At 54.2% G+C, this 22,766-nt stretch carries 17 protein-coding genes, 1 tRNA gene and 1 pseudogene; 5 read left to right on the top strand and 14 right to left on the bottom strand.

Annotated elements, in window-relative coordinates; genetic code table 11:
- Window positions 1-228: 228 nt before the first annotated feature.
- Genes KF752_08380 through KF752_08370 form a run of 3 tightly spaced genes read right to left on the bottom strand, consistent with a single transcriptional unit; the run spans window position 229 to window position 4,776 of the window.
- Window positions 229-2,598, bottom strand: a complete 2,370-nt coding sequence (locus KF752_08380; GenBank protein MBX3421556.1) for a DUF3488 domain-containing protein — start codon at window positions 2,596-2,598, stop codon at window positions 229-231.
- Entirely contained in the window at window positions 2,559-3,866 is a 1,308-nt protein-coding gene (locus tag KF752_08375) for a DUF58 domain-containing protein (protein MBX3421555.1), read from the bottom strand. The genes KF752_08380 and KF752_08375 overlap by 40 nt, the downstream gene beginning before the upstream one ends.
- Before the next feature lie 13 nt (window positions 3,867-3,879).
- Window positions 3,880-4,776: a MoxR family ATPase gene (locus KF752_08370; protein MBX3421554.1), complete on the bottom strand. Its 897-nt coding sequence runs from the start codon at window positions 4,774-4,776 to the stop codon at window positions 3,880-3,882.
- A gap of 242 nt (window positions 4,777-5,018) precedes the next feature.
- Between KF752_08370 and bshB1 the strand changes: the two genes are divergently transcribed.
- Together bshB1 and KF752_08360 are read left to right on the top strand one after the other, a co-directional pair.
- Entirely contained in the window at window positions 5,019-5,723 is a 705-nt protein-coding gene (bshB1, locus tag KF752_08365) for a bacillithiol biosynthesis deacetylase BshB1 (GenBank protein ID MBX3421553.1), read from the top strand.
- Window positions 5,724-5,741: 18 nt separating this feature from the next.
- A complete protein-coding gene (locus KF752_08360) occupies window positions 5,742-6,173 on the top strand; it encodes a DUF393 domain-containing protein (protein ID MBX3421552.1) in 432 nt (143 codons plus the stop codon).
- Between the two features lie 16 nt (window positions 6,174-6,189).
- Here KF752_08360 and KF752_08355 read toward each other — a convergent pair whose 3' ends face one another.
- From KF752_08355 to KF752_08345, 3 genes are all read right to left on the bottom strand, one after another.
- Window positions 6,190-9,501, bottom strand: a complete 3,312-nt coding sequence (locus KF752_08355) for a hypothetical protein (protein MBX3421551.1) — start codon at window positions 9,499-9,501, stop codon at window positions 6,190-6,192.
- A gap of 11 nt (window positions 9,502-9,512) precedes the next feature.
- Window positions 9,513-10,049, bottom strand: coding sequence for an HAD hydrolase family protein (locus KF752_08350; protein ID MBX3421550.1), 537 nt, complete (start codon window positions 10,047-10,049; stop codon window positions 9,513-9,515).
- Between the two features lie 344 nt (window positions 10,050-10,393).
- Complete coding sequence (locus tag KF752_08345) at window positions 10,394-10,552, bottom strand: hypothetical protein (GenBank protein ID MBX3421549.1); 159 nt, start codon at window positions 10,550-10,552, stop codon at window positions 10,394-10,396.
- A gap of 469 nt (window positions 10,553-11,021) precedes the next feature.
- On the opposite strand from KF752_08345, the gene KF752_08340 reads away from it, so the two are divergent.
- Entirely contained in the window at window positions 11,022-11,414 is a 393-nt protein-coding gene (locus KF752_08340) for a four helix bundle protein (GenBank protein MBX3421548.1), read from the top strand.
- Between the two features lie 814 nt (window positions 11,415-12,228).
- Window positions 12,229-13,212 (top strand): DUF1559 domain-containing protein, encoded by a 984-nt coding sequence (locus tag KF752_08335; protein ID MBX3421547.1) that lies wholly within the window; start codon window positions 12,229-12,231, stop codon window positions 13,210-13,212.
- 219 nt (window positions 13,213-13,431) lie between these two features.
- Here the strand turns inward: KF752_08335 and KF752_08330 are convergent, their stop codons facing one another.
- The 3 genes from KF752_08330 to KF752_08320 all read right to left on the bottom strand — a co-directional run bounded on the left by KF752_08330 (window position 13,432) and on the right by KF752_08320 (window position 17,069).
- Window positions 13,432-13,638, bottom strand: coding sequence for a hypothetical protein (locus KF752_08330; protein MBX3421546.1), 207 nt, complete (start codon window positions 13,636-13,638; stop codon window positions 13,432-13,434).
- Between the two features lie 390 nt (window positions 13,639-14,028).
- Window positions 14,029-16,335, bottom strand: a complete 2,307-nt coding sequence (gene eutB / locus KF752_08325; GenBank protein MBX3421545.1) for an ethanolamine ammonia-lyase subunit EutB — start codon at window positions 16,333-16,335, stop codon at window positions 14,029-14,031.
- 32 nt (window positions 16,336-16,367) lie between these two features.
- Window positions 16,368-17,069 carry a superoxide dismutase gene (locus KF752_08320; protein ID MBX3421544.1) on the bottom strand — a complete coding sequence of 234 codons (702 nt, stop codon included), beginning with the start codon at window positions 17,067-17,069 and terminating at the stop codon, window positions 16,368-16,370.
- Window positions 17,070-17,289: 220 nt separating this feature from the next.
- On the opposite strand from KF752_08320, the gene KF752_08315 reads away from it, so the two are divergent.
- Window positions 17,290-17,363, top strand: a tRNA-Val gene (locus KF752_08315).
- On the opposite strand, the pseudogene KF752_08310 reads toward KF752_08315, so the two are convergent.
- The 5 genes and pseudogenes from KF752_08310 to KF752_08290 form a co-directional block, all read right to left on the bottom strand.
- Window positions 17,323-18,978: pseudogene (locus tag KF752_08310) on the bottom strand (site-specific integrase). The gene KF752_08315 and the pseudogene KF752_08310 sit on opposite strands and share 41 nt — an antisense overlap.
- 31 nt (window positions 18,979-19,009) lie before the next feature.
- Window positions 19,010-19,414 (bottom strand): helix-turn-helix transcriptional regulator, encoded by a 405-nt coding sequence (locus tag KF752_08305; protein ID MBX3421543.1) that lies wholly within the window; start codon window positions 19,412-19,414, stop codon window positions 19,010-19,012.
- Window positions 19,415-19,421: 7 nt separating this feature from the next.
- Complete coding sequence (locus KF752_08300; protein MBX3421542.1) at window positions 19,422-19,676, bottom strand: type II toxin-antitoxin system RelE/ParE family toxin; 255 nt, start codon at window positions 19,674-19,676, stop codon at window positions 19,422-19,424.
- Window positions 19,677-19,721: 45 nt separating this feature from the next.
- Window positions 19,722-20,009: a hypothetical protein gene (locus KF752_08295; protein ID MBX3421541.1), complete on the bottom strand. Its 288-nt coding sequence runs from the start codon at window positions 20,007-20,009 to the stop codon at window positions 19,722-19,724.
- Window positions 20,006-22,744 (bottom strand): hypothetical protein, encoded by a 2,739-nt coding sequence (locus KF752_08290; GenBank protein ID MBX3421540.1) that lies wholly within the window; start codon window positions 22,742-22,744, stop codon window positions 20,006-20,008. The genes KF752_08295 and KF752_08290 overlap by 4 nt, the downstream gene beginning before the upstream one ends.
- Window positions 22,745-22,766 lie beyond the last annotated feature (22 nt).

Here is a 22,766-nt window from a genome sequence, read left to right as displayed (position 1 = left end):
CTCTGACGACATGCAGAGACTGCTGGTTGAATTAGACTTGTTTGTGTTGGAGGCAGAGTACGAATAGTTTACGCCTCGCGCGTGTTCTTGCGGCGGTATCGAATACTAGCCGCTAGTTCTAAACTACACTTCGCAGGCCATGGAGCGACAACAAAATCAGGACTCACACTGGGCGGCTGAGGGCTCTAGATTAACTGAGTTGCACATAAACGGGAAGGGTGGCCGCCGTCAGGACTTACCAGCTCTGACAGCTCTCTGGACGACTTGTAAGTGCTGCTCAAGTTGCTGTCTCGCATTAGCGGACAGGTCACGCCGATCGCCAAAACGTAAAGCGTAATACCAGTCCGTCAGGAATTTTACGGCACGATCCACTTCGGACGCGCTAGGGCCAGTCGGATGGTCAAGCTGGCCGCGAGCGCGATTCGTGTAATCTTCGATGGTCTCCCATGGATGCCGATATAATCTCAATGACTCCAGTAAATCTACGTAGCGTGCAAAGAAGGTCAGTTGGATGGAATTGGTGGCGCGCTGTCGTAGTCCGAATCGTCGCGAGAGCCCGGGTGCCAGTCGTGGAAGCCAGATAAGTAACTGCCAGAGGCCTAATGCAGCTACGCCCAACACAAAAACCCCAACCGCCAACTGCCATTGAAATCCAATAGTCCGATTTCGAAATAGGCTGCCGCTGATTGTTCCATTTAGAAGTTGCCATTCAGACATCAGCCAGCTGGCCATTTCCTTGCCACTGCCCGAGACGTTCTCGTACAGCCCACTTTGCTTGAGCATCTGAGAGCTGGCAACATAGTTATCCCATATTTTTTCAGCGAACTCCAGCGAACGGCGATTCTGGACAATCATTCGTTCTGGGTGATCACCTGGAGGTGTGGCATCCAACTGCACCCAATAGTACGGCGCGTCGTCTAAAAGCGGTTCAAGATTTGTGCCCAGCAATTCGTGACGGGCAAATCGGGCCTCGACCCATGCGTGCGCGTCGGACTGCTTAACGATAAAATGTTGGCCCATCCGATTGAAGTCGACCGGCAAGTAGCCAATCACAATACGCGATGGAATGTCGGTTTGACGTAGCCATGTTACAAGTCCGGCTGCATAGTTCTGGCACAGTCCAGCTTTCTGATTTACCAGAAAGTCTTCGATCGGATCGATGTCCGGGTCAAATGGCGGCTGCATATCGAGCGAGTAACGGTACTCGCCGGAGTGTTTCAGATGTTCCTCGAAGGCTTTTGCTGCGGCATAACGGTCTGTCGGCTGAATTTTAAGGCTGCGCAAAATCTCCATGCGCATTCGATCGGCTGCCGGCATTGGTGGTAGACCACCCGTCGCATCCAGACGACTCCTCTCATCGTAGTCCGCAAATATCCCCAGTTGCCGATGATCGGCAAAGCCAGCCGTAACAAAATGGTACGACTGGAGGTTGGATTGATGCAGTTCATACTGCACCAGTGTGGCAAACGCCAATTCGTCATGTCGATATTCTAATTTCGCCGGAAAGTCTGTTACCGGCGGCACGCTTACCAGATGGCGGCGTATGCCTTTCTTGAATTGCACCTCGACTTGCACCAAATCGCGTAGCGGATTGGAACTTGCTGGAGGTGGCGGCTCCGAGCCGTTGGGACTGCGCTGAGATACCCACACTCCGGGGTCGTACGCATTTCGTGGTGGACTGTATTGCCCCACGACTCCCACTCGCAGATAGGGCGGGTAAAACACTGGATAGGTTGTCCCATCTGCATTACTGAATTGCACCCGCATTACCGGAGTGGGATCGGACAGGATGCTGCCAAATTTGCCGACGGTAACCTGATCGGCAATTCCAACTTCGCGTACCTGAAAGCTGACGATCTCGTTGTACTGCGTGCGCGGTAGCAAATAAAATACTGCGCCACCGAATGCTAGTGCACCCAGTGCCATAGTTCCCGTCGTCCAGCCGGTCTGCTTTCGGTGAACGGTCAACAGATTGGGTTGAACTTGAGCAATGCTGGCTGCTATCGGCTTCGGCGGTTGCGCGCGCAACGAAGCCGCAAATCGTTCATAGATTAACTGGTAAAGCAGCGGCACCGGCTGGTCGATGTCCGGCGACGCATCTACCAGCGCTGCGTATCGCGCAAACAGCAAAAGTGCCGAGACCCACAGACACAATATCGGCACCATCAGGAGGCCATAGATGTAGTTGTCGTTGATCAGCGCAGCGACGATCATCTGCAACAATAGGAAGATCGACAATTGCTCGTAAACCCGCAGGCTCTTCTTCTGATAGAACAAGACACACTGGGGGTAGATCAGCAGACTGGCTACCGCCAGCAACTGTACCGACTGAAAGTCGCGATAGACACTGACCACCAAGGTTGCCATTGCTACCAAAGTAGCCAAGGCCATGCCGACAAAACTGCCGGTTCGACCCAAGTGTACGACGCCCAGCCAGTCCACCAGTACATAGGCGGACACAGTGACCAGTACGACCAGAACTGGCAAAAATAGACTACCACTTCCGCCATTGGCCACTAACACCGAGGTCAAAATAGCAATGACAGAAAACCGCTGCGTTAAGTAGCGGCGGATTCGTTGGACACGCTGGGGTTCCATCGAAACAACGGCTCCAATTCACCTCTCGAGGCATTCAACCAACGAATTGCCAAACGCGCGGCTGACTGTGGCCCCCAATCCAGCGCCAATTCGGTGCGCAACTGCTCGGCTCGACTGGCACGAGTGCTGATTACCAACAGACTAGGGTATTCTAACAGGATAGCAGACATTTTCTGTACTGCATCCCGGTGTTCGGGCCGAGCCGCAGGCTGAACGACGGCCAATTCATCCAGCAGATTGCGAACCAGCACTGGACTTTGGACGTTCGTCAATGTCAAACTTTCTGACGCTGCGATGGCCACAGCGATTCTCATTCCAGACTCTCTAGCAACGCAGCTAGCCAACGTTGCCAAGAAGGCAACCGCCTTCTCGCAGCATTCAACATTAGCAGGGCTTCGGTCGCCCTGAGCCAAGTACAGATCCAGTAATACGCAGGCCTGACGCCGTTGCAATCGATCGAACTGGCGCACAGATAACTCACCCAAACGTGCCGACGTTCTCCAGTGAATCCAACGACGCGAATCGCCGCGTGACCAAGGTCGCAACCCGTAGAACTCGGCCTCGTGAGCCCCCGCATGCATCGAAGTCTTGTGCTGCCCCTCTTTATCGCTGTGAAACAGACCTTTGGCCGCTGGCATCAGTTCACCTAGTCGAGGATGCACAATCACCTCCCCGTCCAATGGCAGCGTTCGCCAACTGCGTCCCAGACTCATCGGAAAGCGAGTTGACAATGTGCATGACTGGACTTGGTATCTGCCGCGCTGATGAAACACAATCCCGTAAGTTGCCAAGGATGTACTGCGCGGAAGGATTTGGTCGATCACAGCCATACATCGAGCCACCGAGCGCCGCTGAACCGGTGCCACTTGGTGAAAAATATCCTCCACTGTCACTAACCAAGCTCCTAACCAGCGCTTGGGATTTGTGACAGAGATCAGGCACTGATTGGTTGCGTCTTGCACGACGCGTTCGGGTAACTGGCGAGTCGCATTCAGCCCAGAGATCGTTCCAACCGCCAACCGCCAGTGGAGCAACAACAGCCCGATCATGGACGCGGCAAGCAAAATCAACAAATTGACATCACGCAAAACCGCGCCAATCGAGATGAACAATACGATAAACGTCAGGTGTGTTCCCTCGCGCGTCATGCGAAACCTGACATGCGACGCGGACCACGCCAGACGCTGTTGTCGGCGAACTTTGTATCGCCGCCACCAGCGGGTCAACCGGCTGCGGCTTACCCGCTCAATTGTCTTGCGCTTGGCCACGAGAGCTCAATTTTCAAATGGGAACGATGACGCTCTTGAGCAGACCGTGAATCACATTTTCAGCCGCTGCCCGGTCCGCCCCTGGCAACATGCCGCGCGGTACGATGCGGTGGGATAACACGGGTACAGCCAGGCGTTTGATGTCCTCGGGAATCACGTAGCTGCGTCCCTCGACCAAAGCCAGAGCTTGTGCGGCTCGGTAATACGCCAAAGCGCCTCGCGTACTGACACCCACCTGAACTGCATCCGACTGACGGGTGGCGTGCACGATATCCAGTAGGTAACCTGCCAGCGAGGCATCGACATGAATCTGCCGCACGCGCCGCTGCAATTCCAGAATCTGCGCCAAACTAATGACTGGCTGCAACCCATCTACCGGCTGTCCTTGACGGTGAGCTGCCAGCAAGTCCAGTTCTTGCTGACGCTCTGGATAACCGACGGTAATTCGCAGTAAGAACCGATCCAGTTGGCTCTCCGGCAGCAGATAGGTGCCCTCGAATTCAAACGGGTTTTGAGTTGCGATGACCAGCATTGGCGAGGGGAGAGCATGTGTTTCGCCATCGACGCTAACCTGCCCCTCTCCCATGGCTTCTAAAAGCGCACTTTGAGTTCGGGGGGGGGCACGGTTGATTTCGTCGGCCAGCACAACATTGGCGAACACGGGCCCTGGGTGAAAAGTGAACTCGCTCTTGGTGGAGTTGTAAACACTGCTGCCAGTAATGTCGCTGGGCAACAGATCCGGCGTGAATTGCAAGCGAGTGAACTTGCCAGAGATACTTTTGGCTAGCGCTTTTCCAATCAAAGTCTTGCCGACGCCCGGTACATCTTCCAGCAGAATATGTTCGGCCGCTAGAAGAGCCGTCGTAACCAGCTTGACTACCTCTGGCTTGCCCAGAACAGCTCTGCCGATGTTCGCACGAAGTTCATCTAATTCTCGACTGCTAGTGGCCAGGGTCATGAATTTCGTAATCGCTCACGGGTTTGTAGACGGCCCACCAATCGTGTAGGCAGAGTTTGGCTCGATTGGCAGTTGAATATCCTTACGCTTGCTCGCTGGACATAGTAAGCTAGTCATTTTATACAAAGAATCCGGCTCCGGGGGTACCCTGCCCAATCCGAGCTGACGGCAACTCACTCAGGCGTTTTTGGAAAATGACAGTGCAGCTCCCATTGGATATGCTGGTTGTTGCTCCGCATCCGGACGACGCGGAACTAGGGATGGGCGGAGCTATCGCCAAAATGATTCAACTGGGCTGGCGCGTTGGAATTCTAGATTTGACCGATGGCGAGCCCACGCCACATGGCGACGTAGCCACGCGCTGTGCTGAAACAATCCAAGCCAGCCAGATACTGGGCGTTACTTGGCGAGAGAATTTAGGCCTGCCCAACAGAAGTCTCGAAGCTACCCTGGACGCACGTACGCGCTTGGCCAATGTCATTCGCCTAACTCGACCGCGCTGGCTTTTCGCACCGTATTGGCAAGACGCGCATCCAGACCACATTGCAGCGACTGCGCTGGTTGAAGCGGCACGTTTTTGGGCCAAGCTCACCAAATCAAATTTGGATGGAGCACCGCACCATCCGGCACGCATCTACTATTATTACTGCGTGCATCTGAAACATCTGGCCCATCCGGCTTTTATTCTGGACATCAGCGATCAATGGACCACCAAATTAGCTGCTATCTCGGCCTACCAAAGTCAGTTTGTCGTCGGTCGGCAACAAGATAATCCACCTTTTTTGGATCGCGTACGTGACGAAGCGGCATATTGGGGACGGATGTCTGGTACGCTTTATGGTGAGCCTTTTGCTTCACGCGAGCCGATTGTGGTCCGCGATCTATGTGGCCTCCTGTAGCAGTTTCTAAGTCATTGGATAGACGTTGTTGCCGTGCGAACCCCAGTCGTTCTTCCTGATCCCAGCCAACTGCCCTCAGCGGACGTCGTGATTTGGGACGGCCACTGCAATTTTTGTAGAAGCGGAGTCGAACGCCTGCGGCGATTGGACTCGAACCAGTTGGCCTACCTGAGCTTGCACGACCAGCGGACGGCAACGCTGTGCCCAGATTTGACACACACCCAATTGATGGAACAGATGTGGGTTGTGACCGCACAGGGCAAGAAGTTTGGCGGTGCCGACGCAGCCAAATACTTGAGTCGAAAACTGCCCAAGCTGTGGTGGCTGATACCGCTGCTGCATCTACCGGGCAGCATGCCCCTGTGGCGATGGTTGTACCAACGCATTGCTCTTAGACGCTACCAGTTAGCAGGCAAAACGTGCGAGAACGGCACTTGCAAACTGCACTAGCATTATTCGTACTCGGCTATCGAGTCCCCGTTGGTTGCGGCAGCGTGCCGCGGAGAAAATTCTGAATACTGTCGCGGGGATTGGGAAGTGAAGCCCCACCGGCATTCGGCTTGGTCGTAGGGATTCCAGCGCTAGTCGCTGCGGATGATGCTCCTGCGGTATCAGATTGAAGATCCATTTGCAGTTGTAATCCCTGCGATTCTTCCAGCCCGTTTGTTTTGACATTTAGAACTGCCGAATCCACCTGAACCGTCGTAACGGATTTGTCCATCGCACCCGCTCGTGAATCGGCCTTGAGTAAGGCCGTTGATGGGATTCTCAGCAGCGCTTTGGTACGTCCATCACCGCTGATCGCCAAGCGATCTTTACCTTGAACAAACGTTACCTGGTACGCCGAACCTGCAAATTGGCCCGATATTGTATTGCCATCAAACACGACGTTACCGGTTGCTTGAGCTTCCCATAGCTGACCAGGATCGTTCGCTGTACCGGGTGACCTATAGCCCTGTGTTGAATTGAGCGGACTCGTGTCATACAGCTTAATCTGATCGCTCGAGAGACTCATTTGACCAGGTTCCAACCGCGACAGCACAAACGGATCCAGTTCCTGATCCCAATCCTGAATGGGAGAAGTCGCAATTCTGACGCTGCCATCGGCTACGATTTCGTTGCGAGCCAAAAAGGCAACTAAAGTATCGCGAAAAGCCAGATGGCCACTATACAGGCCACGCGACGACTCTGAGCTAGAACCTGCTAGCGAGCCCAGTGAACGCTGATTGCTGAATTTTGTTAAACCTCGCCCTGGACCGTTAGCTACTATCTTTTCCTGCGGTACGTAAACTGTCACCGTGGGCACTACTAAGCGCTGCAAGCTCAGTCGTTCGCCTGTTTCGCTGCGTTGAGCCATTCGCAAATCGACGTTGTTGCGGAGCGTGATGTGCGACAATTGTCCCTGGCTAGTGGCAGACGCGGCTCTAAGCTGCCTCAAGTCGATGGGCTGCGCTAGTTGCAAATCAAGCTGTTGACTTAAGCCTTCCAACAACCAGATGCGATCTTCGCGACGGAGTGCACCGGTCAGTTGAATATCACCCTCCAATCGAATGGTTTGGCCATCGAAGTTCATGTGCTGTTGCCAGGTACACTGCAATGGCCTGTCCCAGCGCAGGCTCGCATTGCCAGCCAGTGAATTGAGAGCTTCGGCGGGAAGCGTGAAGTCCCCCGGTTGATTCATCCACACGCTGCCTCGACTCTGGTTGAATTGAATGCTCGGCCCCCGAATGATTCCCCCAGCGATGAACACCTCTGCCGGTTGCCCAATGATTTGCAATTCGATATCGCGCTGCGGCGAACTGGACATCGTTAGCGATTGACTACGCACTTGAAAAGCCGAACCAGCGGAATCGGTGGCCGACTTTAGCGTAAGCGGTCCCTCTGCAGTCAAGCTGTCAATCCAAGCCTGGCCACCCACCATGGCAATAGCTGCTACCAGCCCGCGACCATCGATTTCCAACGGTTGCGGGTCGCTGCGATCACGTTCTGTGACGGGTAGCCCGCCAGTCCGTCTGGCCGCCATTTCACCGGGTTGGGCCAGAAAATCGATCCAGCGATCACCGCTAGAATCCTGCAGCTCCAAGCCCGAACTGGCCCCCATATCGACCATGCTCGGGTAAACAAACGACAAATCCATCGTCTCCACCGAGGCGCGCACGTTGCGAGCTGAAATCAAAGTTGGACCCGCTGTCAATATCCGCGACGGACGATAACTACTTTGGAACGGAGCATCTGCCGGTGCTGTCACGAATGTTTGATCAGGAGCGGCCAGATCGGGCGGCGCAAGCCACACTTCAAGACGCTCAGCCGTAATAAAGCCGTGCTGCGGACTTTCCACCAACGTTTTTCCGGACAGTTCGATCCACTGTTGTCGCCCCGACTGGGCGGGGGCCCACTTAAAGCTGTCTTGCCAGCGGGCGTGTGCTTGACCGATCGGAGAATCTGCCGTGGCGGTGATCTCGCCGGCACCCTGTGCAACCATCCATCCACCGTGCTGCGGGCGACCGTCCTCACCCGGAGGTGCCGCTTGATACTCCAGCAACGGTGCTCGAACTTGAAATCCTCGATAATTCAGTTCGGCGATTGATATGGTGGCACCTGGCTGATCCAGTTTTCCGGCCAGCTCAATTCTCTTCCGTGCAAAATCGTACTTCACACGTTTGGCCCGCGCGGTGGCACCTAAGATGGGCGATTGAAACTCGACCCACATTTCACCCACAAAATCCTCCAGCGAGTCGATTCCGAAGGCTTCTACTTCGCGAACATTCAGCTGTGCAAGGGGATCGGCGGAATCTGACCGTGCAGAAGCCGGGCTGGCCTGTTGACCCGCCAGCCTGATATTGATCTTGTGACAATGAAATTCATCGGCAGGCAATCCAGGCAGTACATGGCGAAGATGCACACCACCGCCCAAGGTCGCCAAATTCTTGGAGAAGTTGAACGTAAACCGGCCTCCGCACTCGGCCTGGATCATCGCTGGCAGCTCCTTGATTGGACCGGCTCCTTGCAATAACGATGGATTGAGCTTGGACCAAATTCCGCCTGAATCCAATCCGAGTTGGAATTGGGTCAAGTGCATCAGCTCCAATTCTTCGATAGGCATAGAAGCAGAATCGCTGCGGCCCAGTGAATCTGAATCTTTGCTCAGGATATCGCCGATTAAGCCAACTCGCAGCACTCGCCCGCGCACTTTCATCTGGGGCGACTCGATCTCGACTTCATCCTGTGTCCAAATGCGTCGGCGGTCGATCGTGATATTGCGAGTGTTGATTTGCAGCTGTGGTACGCCCGGTTCTACCAATGAAACCAATTCGACGCGAATATCTCCATCCAACTGTCCACGTAGAATGCTCGGAACTGTACCACTCTTGGGGTCCAGCGGCTGCTCAAAATGGATGGTTGCACCTTTATTACTACGGATCACCCACACCGGCCGCTCTGCGCGGGCGTTGAGTTCGTCTGACGGGTCCAACGCATCGGACATCACGATTGTCAGCGGTGTCAGCTTCCAGGTGCGTTGATCGACTTGCTCCCATGTCTCGGCTAATAGAACTCCGTTTTCATTCTGCACTACCGTGGGCTGCTTGAGCTGCCATGAGTTTGGTTCAAACAGCCCTGTCCACCAACGCTCGCCGCCCACCGAGGCCAGGAAATCAGGGATGGGATAGGATCCGCTGCGCTGAGGTTCGATGGCTGGCACAACCGTTAGTCGATAGACGATCATCACTGCAGCGACGACGCCCAAGGCTTGTAGATAGCGTTTGAAAAACAAAGCCATGCCGTCGCGACTTAGTGTTTGGAGTAAAGTGGCAGTTCGGGCTCCCACAGCCCCTTTGCCTTCAATAGCCGTTCAATCAGTTCACGCACAGCACCTTTCCCACCAGGGCGTTGCATGACCCATTGAGCCACCGCGCAAACCTCCGGCACCGCATCGGCTACCGCAACCGGTAAACCGACCTCGTTCAGTAGCGGCAGGTCCTGTAGATCGTCGCCGATGTAACATACTTCCTGGGGCTGAAGACGTAGCTGTAAAAAAATTTCCCGAGCAATTGGCAGTTTGTCGGTGAAGCCCTGACGCACCAATTCAATCCCCAACTCCGCAGCACGCAGTTTCACCGCTTGCGAGTTGCGCGCGCTTAGAAGGCCGAAATAGAATTGCTGCCGCTGCCAGAGTTTGATTCCTAAGCCGTCGCGAACGTGGAACGTCTTGCTTTCGATTCCCGAATTGTCGATGGTGATCGAGCCGTCGGTCAGTACACCATCGACGTCAGACAGCACCAATCGAATTGGCCGCGCAAGATCGGTGTCTTTGCCAGAAGCGAGCATCGTATCCGTACTGCCCAAAACGAAAAAATGGAGCTGCGCTCGCCGGTCCAATCAGCGAGACAACCGCAGCCGGTTGAAGCCCTGCGCAATTTGCTAGCGCTTCAAACATCTCCAGATTCTAGAGATCGCCTCGCACCACGACAACGTCGCTTTGCCGCCGCTAACCCAACTTAAGGCGATCCTGCATCGAAAGCAGAACCGCTCCGAACAAATCACAGTACGCAGCCAAGTTCGTCAGAACGTGGAAAGCAGCATTCCGGTCAATACGAGACACATAAACACGAGCACCACCCCCAACTCACCATCGCTAGCAATGAAACCACCGCCCCGCCACAGTGACCAAGCTAATACAGCAGCGATGCTGAAGTTGGGCCTGAACCCGTCAGCCCCGTCATGCCGGGCAAGAAAAAGCAGGCTTCACCAATCGCCAATTTGCTCTTATTGTGCGAAACGCAGCCACCAAACTGGCGAGCACTGTCTTGGCCATTTCGCCGATTTTTCATCTGTTTTCCGAATCTTCCGCTTTTCAAATCGGTAGCATACCAGCGGCCAATTGAACCAGACTTAATCACGAGTAGAGACCTACCCCAGTCACAGGTCCTTTTATTCTCCACATCGTGGTTCAGCCCGTTCTTTCGCCACTCCTTGGTCGACGTGATAACGACTGATTGCGACACCGTCTGCCTAACATCCGTCTGTCCATCACCCTCTTGTTTAACATCCCAGCAGTTTGTCTATCAGACGAATTCTACACTCGAAAAAGGCGTTCGTTGATGCCCCGAATTGCGCGGCTACGATCTTCAATCAAGATATCAACCCCAGACACTCATATTAGTGGCATCTGACTAATAGTAGTTCGTCAGGGCAGTCGTACTCGAACTCAGTGCAATGGTACTCGTACTCATACTCGAAAGGAGCGTGATGGCAGAACCGACTGTCAACCATTAAGAACGTGACGTTTATCGACTATCGATTGAGTACGTAGCGTCCTCGGGTCACAATGCGAAATCGCTAAGCGGTGCGAATCGACAGGCTCGTGACCAATGGCTGCGAGCGGCACAGTCGATTCCACTGAACATCGCACAGGGCAATGGTAAACTAAGTCTCAACGACAAGAATCGCTTCTTCGAAATCGCTCGCGGCTCAGCGCTCGAAAGTGTTTCGATACAAGATGCCTTGCGTGCTTGCGATGCCATCGACCAGGAGCCGAATCGCCGAGGCAAATCGGACTTAAAACGGATCGACTCGACGCTGACTCGACTGTTCCAACCACAACCAGCCACGACCAAGGCAAAAGAGACAATCGAGTACGAATACGAGTACCGCGATGCTGAGTACGAGTACGACCCTACCGGCGAAACCTGACGAAATCGGGTAAGGACGGTCATTGCTGACCGTCCTTATCACACCACCACGGCATGACGCCGTCGCGGTATCATCCGGTCAGACTGATGAACCTATAGTCCGCACGATTGCAGAGTCCAATAAACTCGCAACTCCTATCGGGCGGGGGTTCCCTCGCGACAAGTTGCCTGATGGCTCTTCCTTGTTCTTACTTGTCCTTACTTGTTTGGCCCTGCCTGTTTCGATTGGAGGTCGAAGCACAGTACTACGGCCACTGCTGAGTTCGGTCGGGATCAATGCTACTTGCACGGCATGGTTCCGAACTTTCAGGCAAGCCTTACTCCTCGCAACCCCACCAATCGCCCCGGATAAGGACATGAATTTCCGCCGCACGAGCTCATCCTTTACCTGATCGGTCGAAAGGGCAGGGCTTCGTGATGTTTGGCTCACTCGCCTGACCGGTCCGGCCTTATAGGATGTTTCTGTTCGTAGCCCTGCAGATTCGGTGTGAATGCATTCGAGTGGGCAGTGACGCACGGATGGCTGTCTACAGACTGGCACGCTTATCCATACATTCGCAGGCTTCCCTCCCACGGTCGGTTACCTTTCCGCAGTTGCCTTCACCATGGACTTCTTCTTTCGAAGCGGTCATTTGGTATACTGAACTCCTGGAGATTCCTATCTCGTACAGGGGATTTTAACCCCACAGACTCATGCCCATGACGGGCGTACCCAAGCCGTCAACTGGAGCACTCAAAAACGCGGCAACTGAAATCCAAGTCTTACGTTCGTGCCCGGTTACGGCAGACGTTTCGTCGGTAGGGATCAACTAGCTATGACTTTGCATCGTCGCAAGGCATTCACTGTAGTCGAGCTATTGGTGGTCATTACCATCATTGGTATCCTCGTCGGATTGCTGCTGCCAGCGGTGCAGGCTGCTCGCGAGGCTGGTCGACGTACTCAATGTTCCAACAATTTGCGTCAAGTCGGGCTTGCAGTCCATCTTTTCCATGATGCTCACAACGGCCTGCCTCCCCAAGCAACCTACACTCCGGGAGGTACTTTTAGCGGCTATTCTGTGCATGCGCGCATACTGCCACACATAGAGCAAGGTAATCTGCACTCTAGGGTGGATTTCGTTATCGGCTACGCTGCCCAACCGGACATCTGCAAGACGAAAATACCTTCTTATCGCTGTGCTAGCGATCCGATGGAAGGCACTCGAATGGACGGTGGCGTCGAGTTCTACCCTACCAACTACGGATTTGGTATCGGAACTTGGCTGGGGCTGGATACACAAACGGGTCAAGGCGGGGACGGAGCGTTCGGTTATAACATGACTCACAGCTTTGCAGCCATCATCGATGGTTTAAGCAACACAGTCTGTGCTGCCGATGTCAAGTCGTTTACGCCAGCCCTGCTAGATGGCGGAAGTCCGGGCAGTCCGTTTACTCCACCGCCAGAGTCACCTGCGGAGGTGGTTGCCTTCGGCGGAACATTTGACCCTAACTACGGTCATACGCAATGGGTAACGGGACGCACCTTGCAGAGCGGCCTGACAACCACCTTTCCACCCAATACGAAGGTTCCTTACACAATAGCTGGAATTACGTATGACGTGGACTTTACCTCGGCCCGCGTCAGTCCGACAGCTCCTCGGCATGGTTACCGAGTCGTTACGGCACGAAGTTTTCATTTTGGCGGCGTGAATGTGCTGATGATTGATGGAGCGGTACGATTCGTCACTAACAACATTTCGCAGGCAACGTGGCGAGCGCTGGGGACTCGGGCTGGTGGAGAGGTTGTTTCGCAGTACTAATAAATGATCCCCGGGGAACATAGCAATTTATCGCAAGTACTTGGCGGATAGAGTTGATAGAAGTGCAAGTCCGTTGTTGAGGAGCTTTGCAAGTCTGTTGATTTCATTGAAGCACCTGGCAGCCTGCATGCTTTGACAAGATTGGCAGGACCAAATGCTTTGCCCAAGTTTTCCACCAAAATGTAGCTCTATCCTCGATGGCCAGTCACGACTTCATAGTCACCCCTGAGTCTTGTGGCGTTGCTTCAGTTGGTCGCGCTCGCGTTGGTGCTTTGCTGGCGAGACGTCAGGCGGCGCTTCAATAGACTCGCTCAGCACGCGCTCGACTGCGGCCCCCAAAAAAGTCTGCCACAGTCTTTCCTCGGCAAATGTCTGGTCGCACAATCCAAGTGTCTGTCCGGAAGTTCGATATATGTCTAATGGCACTGATGACTTCAGCCAGTCATCAGCGCGTAGTCGGATGTGGGATTCGCTGGCTTGGACTCCAATGGCAGACATTTGAATGAGGCATTCGAGTATATGGAAGTGTTCGATCTGGGACGGTTTGTCCTCAAGACATAGAAGACGGCTTCCCGTTGGGACGCAACCGTCTGCTAGCCGTGCTTTGACTACTCTGAAACCCCCGAAGCGGTCTGAATTGATCGTTCCAGGCCGACTTTGATTGAGTACTCAACCCCAACAGCTAGCGCAATTCACCCTTGCGACGAGCGGTACACGAGAAGAACATCCGTTTCCCATCGCCTCTAAGCTTTAATTGCAGACAATCGCCATGCTTACGCAAGCCTCCACGTTCTGGCAAACGAGGCTACAGCGCTGCTAGGGCTGATTCCACATTTGACCTAGGATTCGCAGCACATCCTCGGCGGCTCGTTGCGGGTGCAGGGCGGTATTTGCAATGCCAGCGACAACGCGCGTTCGATCGTGATCGACCAGCCCTGACGAGGCCCATACGCTGCCCTCTGGGCAGCTAAAATAGACTGAGAATGTTCGATGGCCGGTGCCTGGACGCTCGCCAATGACATGCAGAATGGCTCGACGCCCCCCAAGTCCACCTAGCAACTCGTGGCCAATTTGATACCCCGCGCGGACTCGTCCGCGCTCCACTACAATTAGTTGCGGACTGACTTGGTAGCCAGCACTGTTCAACTGGTGCTGCAAACTTTCCAGGAACGGCTCTAACTGCTGGCGGTCATTCAGCGCCAGCGCATTTAATCCGTCGGAAACGACAATTTGCACATTGTACTGACCAGCTTGATGTTCGCGCAGCTCACCAAGTTTAGCCAGCGACAAGGCGCTCAGCTGTTCACCTGTGGCAGGGTGCAGGATGAAATCTTCGCGATCTTCGGAATGGGTTTCCAACCACACGGCGTCGTGATAGTGTGCACGAAATTCGGCATCAAATTCAGCTCGCAGGCTGCGCTTGGAATCGTCGTAAATGCGATTGATTTCATGAGCTAACTGAGGCTGCAAATCGCTGGGCTGCTGGCCATGACCGACGGCTAAAAACACTCCACGCTCGCGAATCTGGCGCATTTGCTGGCGACCGTCGGCCTGAATCTCGTGGTCACTGCGCTGATCGTTGCGGTGCCGACAATACTGCCTGTAAACCCACAGTGGATCGCCGAAATGCTCGGTGGGCCGCCCTTGGTCATCAATGACCTTCAAACGCTTGAAAAAACCCCACATGCGATCGTCGACGCGACAACCGAATTTCTCTCGCAGCCGAACGTGGTCCTGGTAGGCCGTAGTCAAATAGCCTAGCATCGGATCAATCTTCGTAGGCAGCGCCATCAAGTATGCCGGGCAGGCCGGGACAAGCTGCTGCTGGCACCAATCCAGATCATCTAGGCTGATGTCCATGTGCAGCGTCGAGCACACGTCCAGTCCAATGCACAATCCGTGCAGTTTACCCATGACAATATCTTCGAGGCAGCATCGCACTAACTGCTCTCGCGTGCGGAAAACCTCGGGACCAATGAATCCGGCGACATCATTGACGTGAACCCACGGTCGCCGCTGGAGGCCATTGGCTTTGGCAAACTGCTGGCTCAACAGGCGCGCCAGGCCATACTTGCGTGACTCGTGCAATACCATGTCATAACCATGGCCATGACCATTTGTAAAATCGGCACCTTGCCCCGTCTCGAAATATAGTCCAAATGGACCAGCTTTTATCGAGGCATAGCGGAGCATCTTCTCCAAGGAGATATCGAAGGTTGCATTGGCTGAATCGCTACCGGCAATACTTTGAAACCACAGCGCGGTAGTGCCCGGATGGTCATGCTCGACTTGAGCCTGCACATCAATGTGCGCAAGCACACAGTGCGGCAAAACATCGGCCAAACCAAAGGTTCGTAATATATCCTGCAAGCAGCGCTCGACTTGGGCAACAGATTCTGCTTCACTGGATACCGGATTGGTTCCCAGCAGCAGATCACCTACCGCAAATGCCCAGGCGTTGAACACTTGCCAGCGAATGTCATCCGGGTGATCGGTTGGCGAATTGGGTTGAATACGGGCACTCAAATAGCCGCGAGCGCCAATCTGGCTGCCCGGCAATGGATTGAATAGTTTCCCTCCAACAGCGATTAATTCAGCGTCACTGAGCAGCTTGACCACACAGCCGATCACATCGCTGGAAAGCCCAGTTGTTACCGCCTGTATCTCCCGCTCATCCTGCTCCAGCAGGAAGAGCTTCAACTGATCAAAGGTCCAGTCGGCAGTCCGCTGATGGGCAGCCGCGTCTAAACTCCCGCGCAGAGCGCGAAAGAGATCATCCTCAAGTGGCGGATGGGCGTCGACTATGTGAAGCGCGGTATTGGCTAGTACTTGGCGAGCCAATTCTCGATGCCGGTCATTCTTGGCGGCCACACCGACGATGCTATCGCCCTCCTTGAACGGATTGGCCGCACCCAGCAGATGCTTGTATAGACGATCGTCCCAAACTCTGCTGACGCGGGCGAGGTAGGAAACCAGATCGTCTTCCGGCAGTGCATCTGGCCAATCGTGCGTTGAACTGTCTCCCAGCACCGCAGCCTTCAGGAACGGCGAGTGTCGAACCGCAATGCTGCCGGCCGACGTTGCCGATACTGCACCGATAAAACGCCTGCGATCCAGGGGCATCGTTGTCGTCCTTGGCGCAAAAACTGCCGAACCTATTTATTCGCGCCGGCGAATAGTTCGTTGACGAATCTCCAATTCACAACGTTCCACCAAGCGGCGATGTAGTTAGCTCGTAGATTCTGATATTTCAAATAGTAGGCATGCTCCCACACGTCGATGCCCAGCAGTGGTACCTTCCCTTTGGAGATCGGCGTATCTTGATTGGGGGTGCTCATGACTTCCAGTTTGCCCCCGGAAGCTACCAGCCAAGCCCAGCCGCTACCGAATTGTCCCATGGCTGCTGCCGCGAACGCCTGTTGGAACTTCTCAAAGTCGCCAAACGTCGAGTCGATTGCCTTGCCGATGGCACCTCGATCCTGCTTACCGCCATCAGGAGCCATCATCTTCCAGAACAGCGAGTGATTCACATGCCCGCCTCCATTATTGCGAACCGCATTGCGAATCGAATCGGGCAGACTGTCCAAATCGGTCAACAACTTATCCAGCGGCTTTTGCTGTAACTGTGGATGGTCGGCCAGAGCTTTATTCAGGTTATTGATATACGCTTGATGGTGCTTGCCATGGTGAATCTCCATCGTCTGTGTGTCGATGTAGGGCTCGAGGGCATTTTTGGCGTAATCCAGGTCGGGCAAACTGGCTTCGGCTGCACGGCAATGAAGGGGACTGGACCCGATCCATGTCGCAGCCCCTACCGCGCTAGCTGCAATGACGAAATGACGACGATTGGCGTTCATTGGAAGACTCGACTCGATTTTGATTAACGTGTGAACTGAAACTAGCAAAGATTCGACCAACGGTCGGAGTTGTTTCGGCAGCCTCCACCGTTGAGCGACTTTTCTACGTTGAAGGGCATTGTACACGAAACTGCAAACATGCCTTGACGAGCTGGGCTCAAATCGACAAACTTTCACAAGCAAAGCAGGAAACGGGTGGAGTCTTCCAACCGTTTCCTGCGGGCGGTTAGCTCAGTTGGTTAGAGCGCAACGTTGACATCGTTGAGGTCACTGGTTCGAGTCCAGCACCGCCCACTACCAGAAACCCAGTATTTCTCAGTGTTTTACTGGGTTTTTTCGTGTCTTGATCGCCCAGTTCATCCGTCATCAAATTGACTGAAATGGACTGATTTTGACCACTCTGGCCCATAGTTGGTGCAAGCGTTGGTGCAAGCTTTCGAGGAGTAGTCGTTGCGTCGTTTTCCAGCGTTTCATCAGTCGCACAAGTAGTCGGTGCATTCGCAGTAACCTCCTCATTGGTGCAAGCTTTCGAGGTCGCTGACTGAGCGGGTTGATTGCGGAATATGGGTAATGCTTCGATCGCTTCGGATGTGTCGAGCAGCCGTGCATCGGTGTAAGTGCCCATCGTCAAGCCAATGTTGCTGTGACGCATGGCAGCTTGCGCCACACGCGGGGCAATCCCAGCTTTGGACAGGTGAGTCCCGAAACTGTGTCGCAACGCATGGACATGAACTACGTAACCGTCAGCGTCCTTCTTGGGGATGCCAGCCGCTTTCAAATCTCGATTCATAATTCGCAGCAATCCCGCCGGGACATCGAACACCCGGTCGCCACGTTCCCGGCCAGCGATCCATTCCCGCAGTTCGGCAGCCAAGTCCGATCGGATAGCCAATGTCGATCCTTGCCGGTTCTTTTCGTTGCCATGTTCCAGCTTGATGAACGGAACATCGCCGAACGACAAATCGCGACACGTTAGCGTTCGTAGTTCGTTCAATCGAAGACCGGTCAAAACAGCCGTCTTGTAGATCAGTGCGCGTTCAGCTCCTAAGCGCTCGAGTTCTTGCCGACGCTCCTCAGGAACCTTAGCAAGCAACTTACCCTTGTTAGCGCCACGGTAAACTGTCATCGCATGTTCAAGCGGGCGACGGCGCGCAGCACCCAGCAACCGAGATAGTTCATCCTCTGTCAATGCTCTTGCCCGTCGTCGTCGGTCGGCCTTTTCATTCAGTCGCGCCATACCGTCAAACGGATTGGCAAGCAGTCTCTTTTCGCCGTTGAAGTGTGTTTGTTTGCCAGTAACGCGCTTACCGATACACCAATTCCCAAACGCTAACCATGATTCTCGATAGCCGTTGTAAACAGCAGCCCCTAAATCACGATCGCCGCTCCGCTCTTCCGACAACCACCTTTCGAGCCGATCGACTGACAAATCACAAAGCGTCCGAAACTTGCAAGCGTTGGCAGTTTCGTAAAGTTTCGTTTCGTAATGCTTGACGCGGTCGGTATGTGTTCCTTTGCGGCGTTGATAATCCAAGAATGCATCGATGTGTTCAGAAAGTGGCGTTCCAGCATGATCGGCGATACGGTCTTGATCGGGGGACAACACCTTTGCTTTGACCAGTTCCGCACGTCGCAACAATTCATCAAGCACAGATTGAGCCGCTTGTTTATCGCGGCATCCCGTTGCCACTTCACAGACAACGCCTTCACCATCGCGATACTTAGCGGTCCATGTTGCCGCTTCCGATTTGATCCGCTCGCCGCCAGCAGTCAGTTCAGCCGATCGTCGTTTCCCTTTACGGTCGACCCACTGAGCAAACTGTTTCGATTCGCCGCTTACTGTTCGCGAAACAATCTTCGCGTCAACGGGTATTGGTTTAGTGAATTGCTTCTTGAAAAGTGTAGCCATGACTCTTATCTTTTCCGTTTGTGAATCGGTATTATCGCGTTGACTTCGGAGCCGCCCCCTTCGCTTTCAGCTTCGTTGGCTTCGCTGATTTCCCAGCTTTCTTCATTACGTCTTTGATCGCTCGATCAATCTTTTCGATTGTCGGCACACTGGGAACTTGCTTGCCTGTTTCGATTCGGCACAGATTCTCGAAACTAATACCAGCCAACTCAGCCAGCTTGCGTTGAGTCAGGCCAGCTGCCGCGCGATCACGAATAATTTTCCTCGCCAAACTTGCCGTCGCATACTCGACCGCCGGATAGTTTCCTTTCGCGTCGGCTTCTGGCAACGCAGGAAGAACAGCCGCTTTGGCAAGTATGGTCAATCTTTCATACTCATCCCGTGGTAGCAGGACATAAGCCTTGCCCTCAATCGTGATTGTTTGCTGTGTCGCCATGTGTGTTTCAGTCCTCGTAGAATTTGTCCCGATGTCCAACCTTCTCGACAACAACTTCGTCACCGCTCAGATTGAATTGCAATCGGTAGTCTCCCGTTCGTAGCCGGTATCGGCCCGCCAATCCGCCCGACAGCGGCTTAGCACCGCTCACGTCCGGCCAATTTTGCAAGCGAACCAACAACCTGATTACCCGAGCATGAATCGGATTGCCGAGTTCTTCCAACTGGCTGATTGCAGTCGGTGTTAAGGTCACTTTCGCCATAGTAGCATTCTACTCCCTTGTTGATTTTATCGTCAATACCTTGTGTTATGTTGATGGGCGATAGCCAATGAACCGACCGCAAACGCGACACGTCGTTCGAATCCAACCAGGTCGGTTAGGTGCACGCCCTTCGATGTAGTTCTCAGGCTTAGTGTGGGGTTGGCAGCTTTGGGATAGCAGGTCGATCAGTTCTGGTTTGCGATCCCGCGCTAACGCGACCGCGTCCGCTGGCACGTCACCCACTTTGGCAGTCAATCGAATCCGCCCCGGTGTTGGACAGTCTACGGAAATGCCCATCTTAGATAGTTCGGCGATCGTTTCGGCAGCCGTCATAGTTCCACCACCGATCCGCAGCCATGCGACGAACCAAAATCAAGGTCTGATTGAGTGGAGATTGACCCATTCAACCCACTTAACCCACTATCACCATTCTTGCCCGCATCGTTTTCGAGTGGGTTAGGTTGGTCAGGATGGATAATTTCCGGTCGTTCTTGGCTTGGTTGTGCGTTGTGTCGCACAGATTCAGCTTGCGACTTACCGGCATCGGGATTCAATCGGGCCGACTTTGACCTACTGAACCCACCTAACCCACTTTCGACTCTTCGGACCCGCCACCGCTTCACGCCACCTCCCGCCGATTCGTCATCGATATAGCGACCCTCCCAGACTCGCTTCCTGAACCCGCGAACCCGTCGACCGAATTGCCGAGCCTCAAACCTTTCGCCACAAATCTCAAACACCGCTTCGGCCAGAGCCTCGTTTTCGTCGAAGTTGCCCTGGCTGCCAAAAGTTTTTCGCTGAATCTCTTTCGTTGTCAGCCCCATGCCTGATGGATCAGCCTGTTCGATGCCCGTAATCAGCTTGCCGAGCAGAGCAGCCGTATCATCACCAGCGAGAGCCGTAGCCCGCGTCGGCAATGGATCAGCACCACCAGCCCAAACGATCGCCCCGCGAATAGTCGCCGACCAGAATTCAAAAGACCCCCACTCACCCTTGGGTTGAGAGGGGCAGCCCGCGACGAAGTATGCTCTTAGGATCGTTAGCGCGGCAACCGCAAGCCTTGGTCGTTGTGACTCGACCCACGCTAAGAGATCAGGATGTACGAAACCAGATCGGGTTTCCGGCGCTTCGAGTGGTGACTGCAGGCGAATGGGTAGGACGCGACGGCCCACGTCCGAGCCGAAAGCCATGTTGTTACCCGTTGCCGACCAAATTGTCCGCATTGGCAAATCGCCCGTCATCCGTGATTGTCCTAGGATTCTGTCAGACCAAGTTGAGGACGTGATTGCAGCATCCAGGGCAGCTCCGCCCAATTGAACGTCTAGATTATCAAACAACACGCTTGGGACGGCCCCAATAGCAACCGCTGTGATCGACTTTCGCATTTCGTCATCATCGCGGGTAAATGCTTTTCGAGCCGCACGCCGACCGTAAGCGATCAGCGTTGCCGCATCGACTAGCAACGACTTTCCAGCGCCGCGAATGTTGGCGGTGACTGCGAATAGTGGGACGTAGCCATCAATGCAAGATCGGCCAATCATGGACAATACCATCGATGCCCATGCCGCACCGTCTGCATCATCCTGCATCGGGAAATCGACTAGTACGTCCAGTAATTCTGCTAACGCTCTCGCCGCATCGTCCCTTGTTGGTGACTCAGGCACCGGCGGAAACAATGTTGACGAACGAAAGATCAATCCTGTTTGTCGATCGTACCCCGGCATCTGAACAATCGAGCCATCTACGCGAATCGTGGGTGACTCAATGATGCCCGACAGTGGACGTATCGCGCCGCCATAGCTTCCACGTCGATAAACCGCATCGACCAACCAGCCCGGTGGACGTGTTGGCTTAATGTCGACTTCCTCTTCGGATTCTATTTCCGTGATAAGAGAACATGCTTGCGTGATCCGCTCACGAACTAAGCATGGCGGCAAATCACGAACAGACAATCGTCCCTCTGTATCAACGTCGTCACTCTCAATTGCGTGCACCAGCACGCCACCGCGAACAAACAATCGCACCGATTCTGAATACCTAGCATTGATCCACGGTGAATCCCAACCTAGTTTACCGAGATGCTGGACCACTTCATCCGTGACAGCGGCCTCCTTCATGGTGATCTTGACTTTTGGCCTCGTGTCGTTACCGCACGCATCGGAGCTAGGCTTCCACGGTGTTGCCGCCTCGATCGTTGCCCGAACACTTTTTTCGCCGTCAGGCTTTTGCAGAACGTCGCGAACGTCATCGCCGTGTTTATCCTTCACCACGCCCGGCATTCGCGCGATTGAGACCGAAGAAGCTATGCTCGCCAGAACTCCCGCAGTTTGATTGGCCCCGAGCATTCCGGCAGTATCCAAGTCAGGCATGACAATCGCGTCCACGCCCTCAAACAATCGAGCGTATTTCGTCGCCAACTTGTTACCGCAATAGCCGAAAGCGTTGTAGCCGAGTCCAACTAACGCGGCAGCATCCTTCACGCCTTCGACGGCCAACCACTTTTCACCAGCCGCAGGTAATCGACCAGGAAAAAACAAACCGCTATTCCCTTTGCCTGGTTTCACACGGCCTTTGTCGCCCGGCCATAAATCAAAGTGCGAATGAACGACACCCGCTTCGTTGTAAAGTTCAACACGACAGACGACCAATCGATTCCTACCCCGCTGGACTTCCTTCACGCCGAACAATTTGAATGCCTCAACTGGCATTCGCTTATCGCGACACGTTGCCGTGATAATGTCCACGGGGGTAGTCGTTGGTTCTCCATTCATGCCGAGCCGACCAGCGATCCATTTTGCCGCTTCACCGTTGGTTATGTTCATCAACCAAGCAACGGTAGCAACACCATCGCCCGGCCTAATCTTCGAAGTTTTGTTGAAACAATGGCGGCAGAACACAGCACCTGTTTCGGCGACGTCTTTTGCTACGCCGTAGCGATCCGTTCCACCACACTTTGGACATGGTTGCGGGCGCTTTTCAAGGCAATCAGCAGGCAAACCGGCGTCTTGCAAAAGGCCAATCCACTGACCTCGTGCGGCGATTTTGACTTCGCGAATCGAAACGCTCATGGCTTGCCCCCTTTCGCTACGT

The sequence above is a fragment of the Pirellulaceae bacterium genome, assembly GCA_019636385.1.
GTDB lineage: Bacteria > Planctomycetota > Planctomycetia > Pirellulales > Pirellulaceae > Aureliella.
The sequence above is the reverse complement of the archived record's forward strand: the minus strand, read 5'-3'. Positions and strand labels throughout refer to the sequence as shown.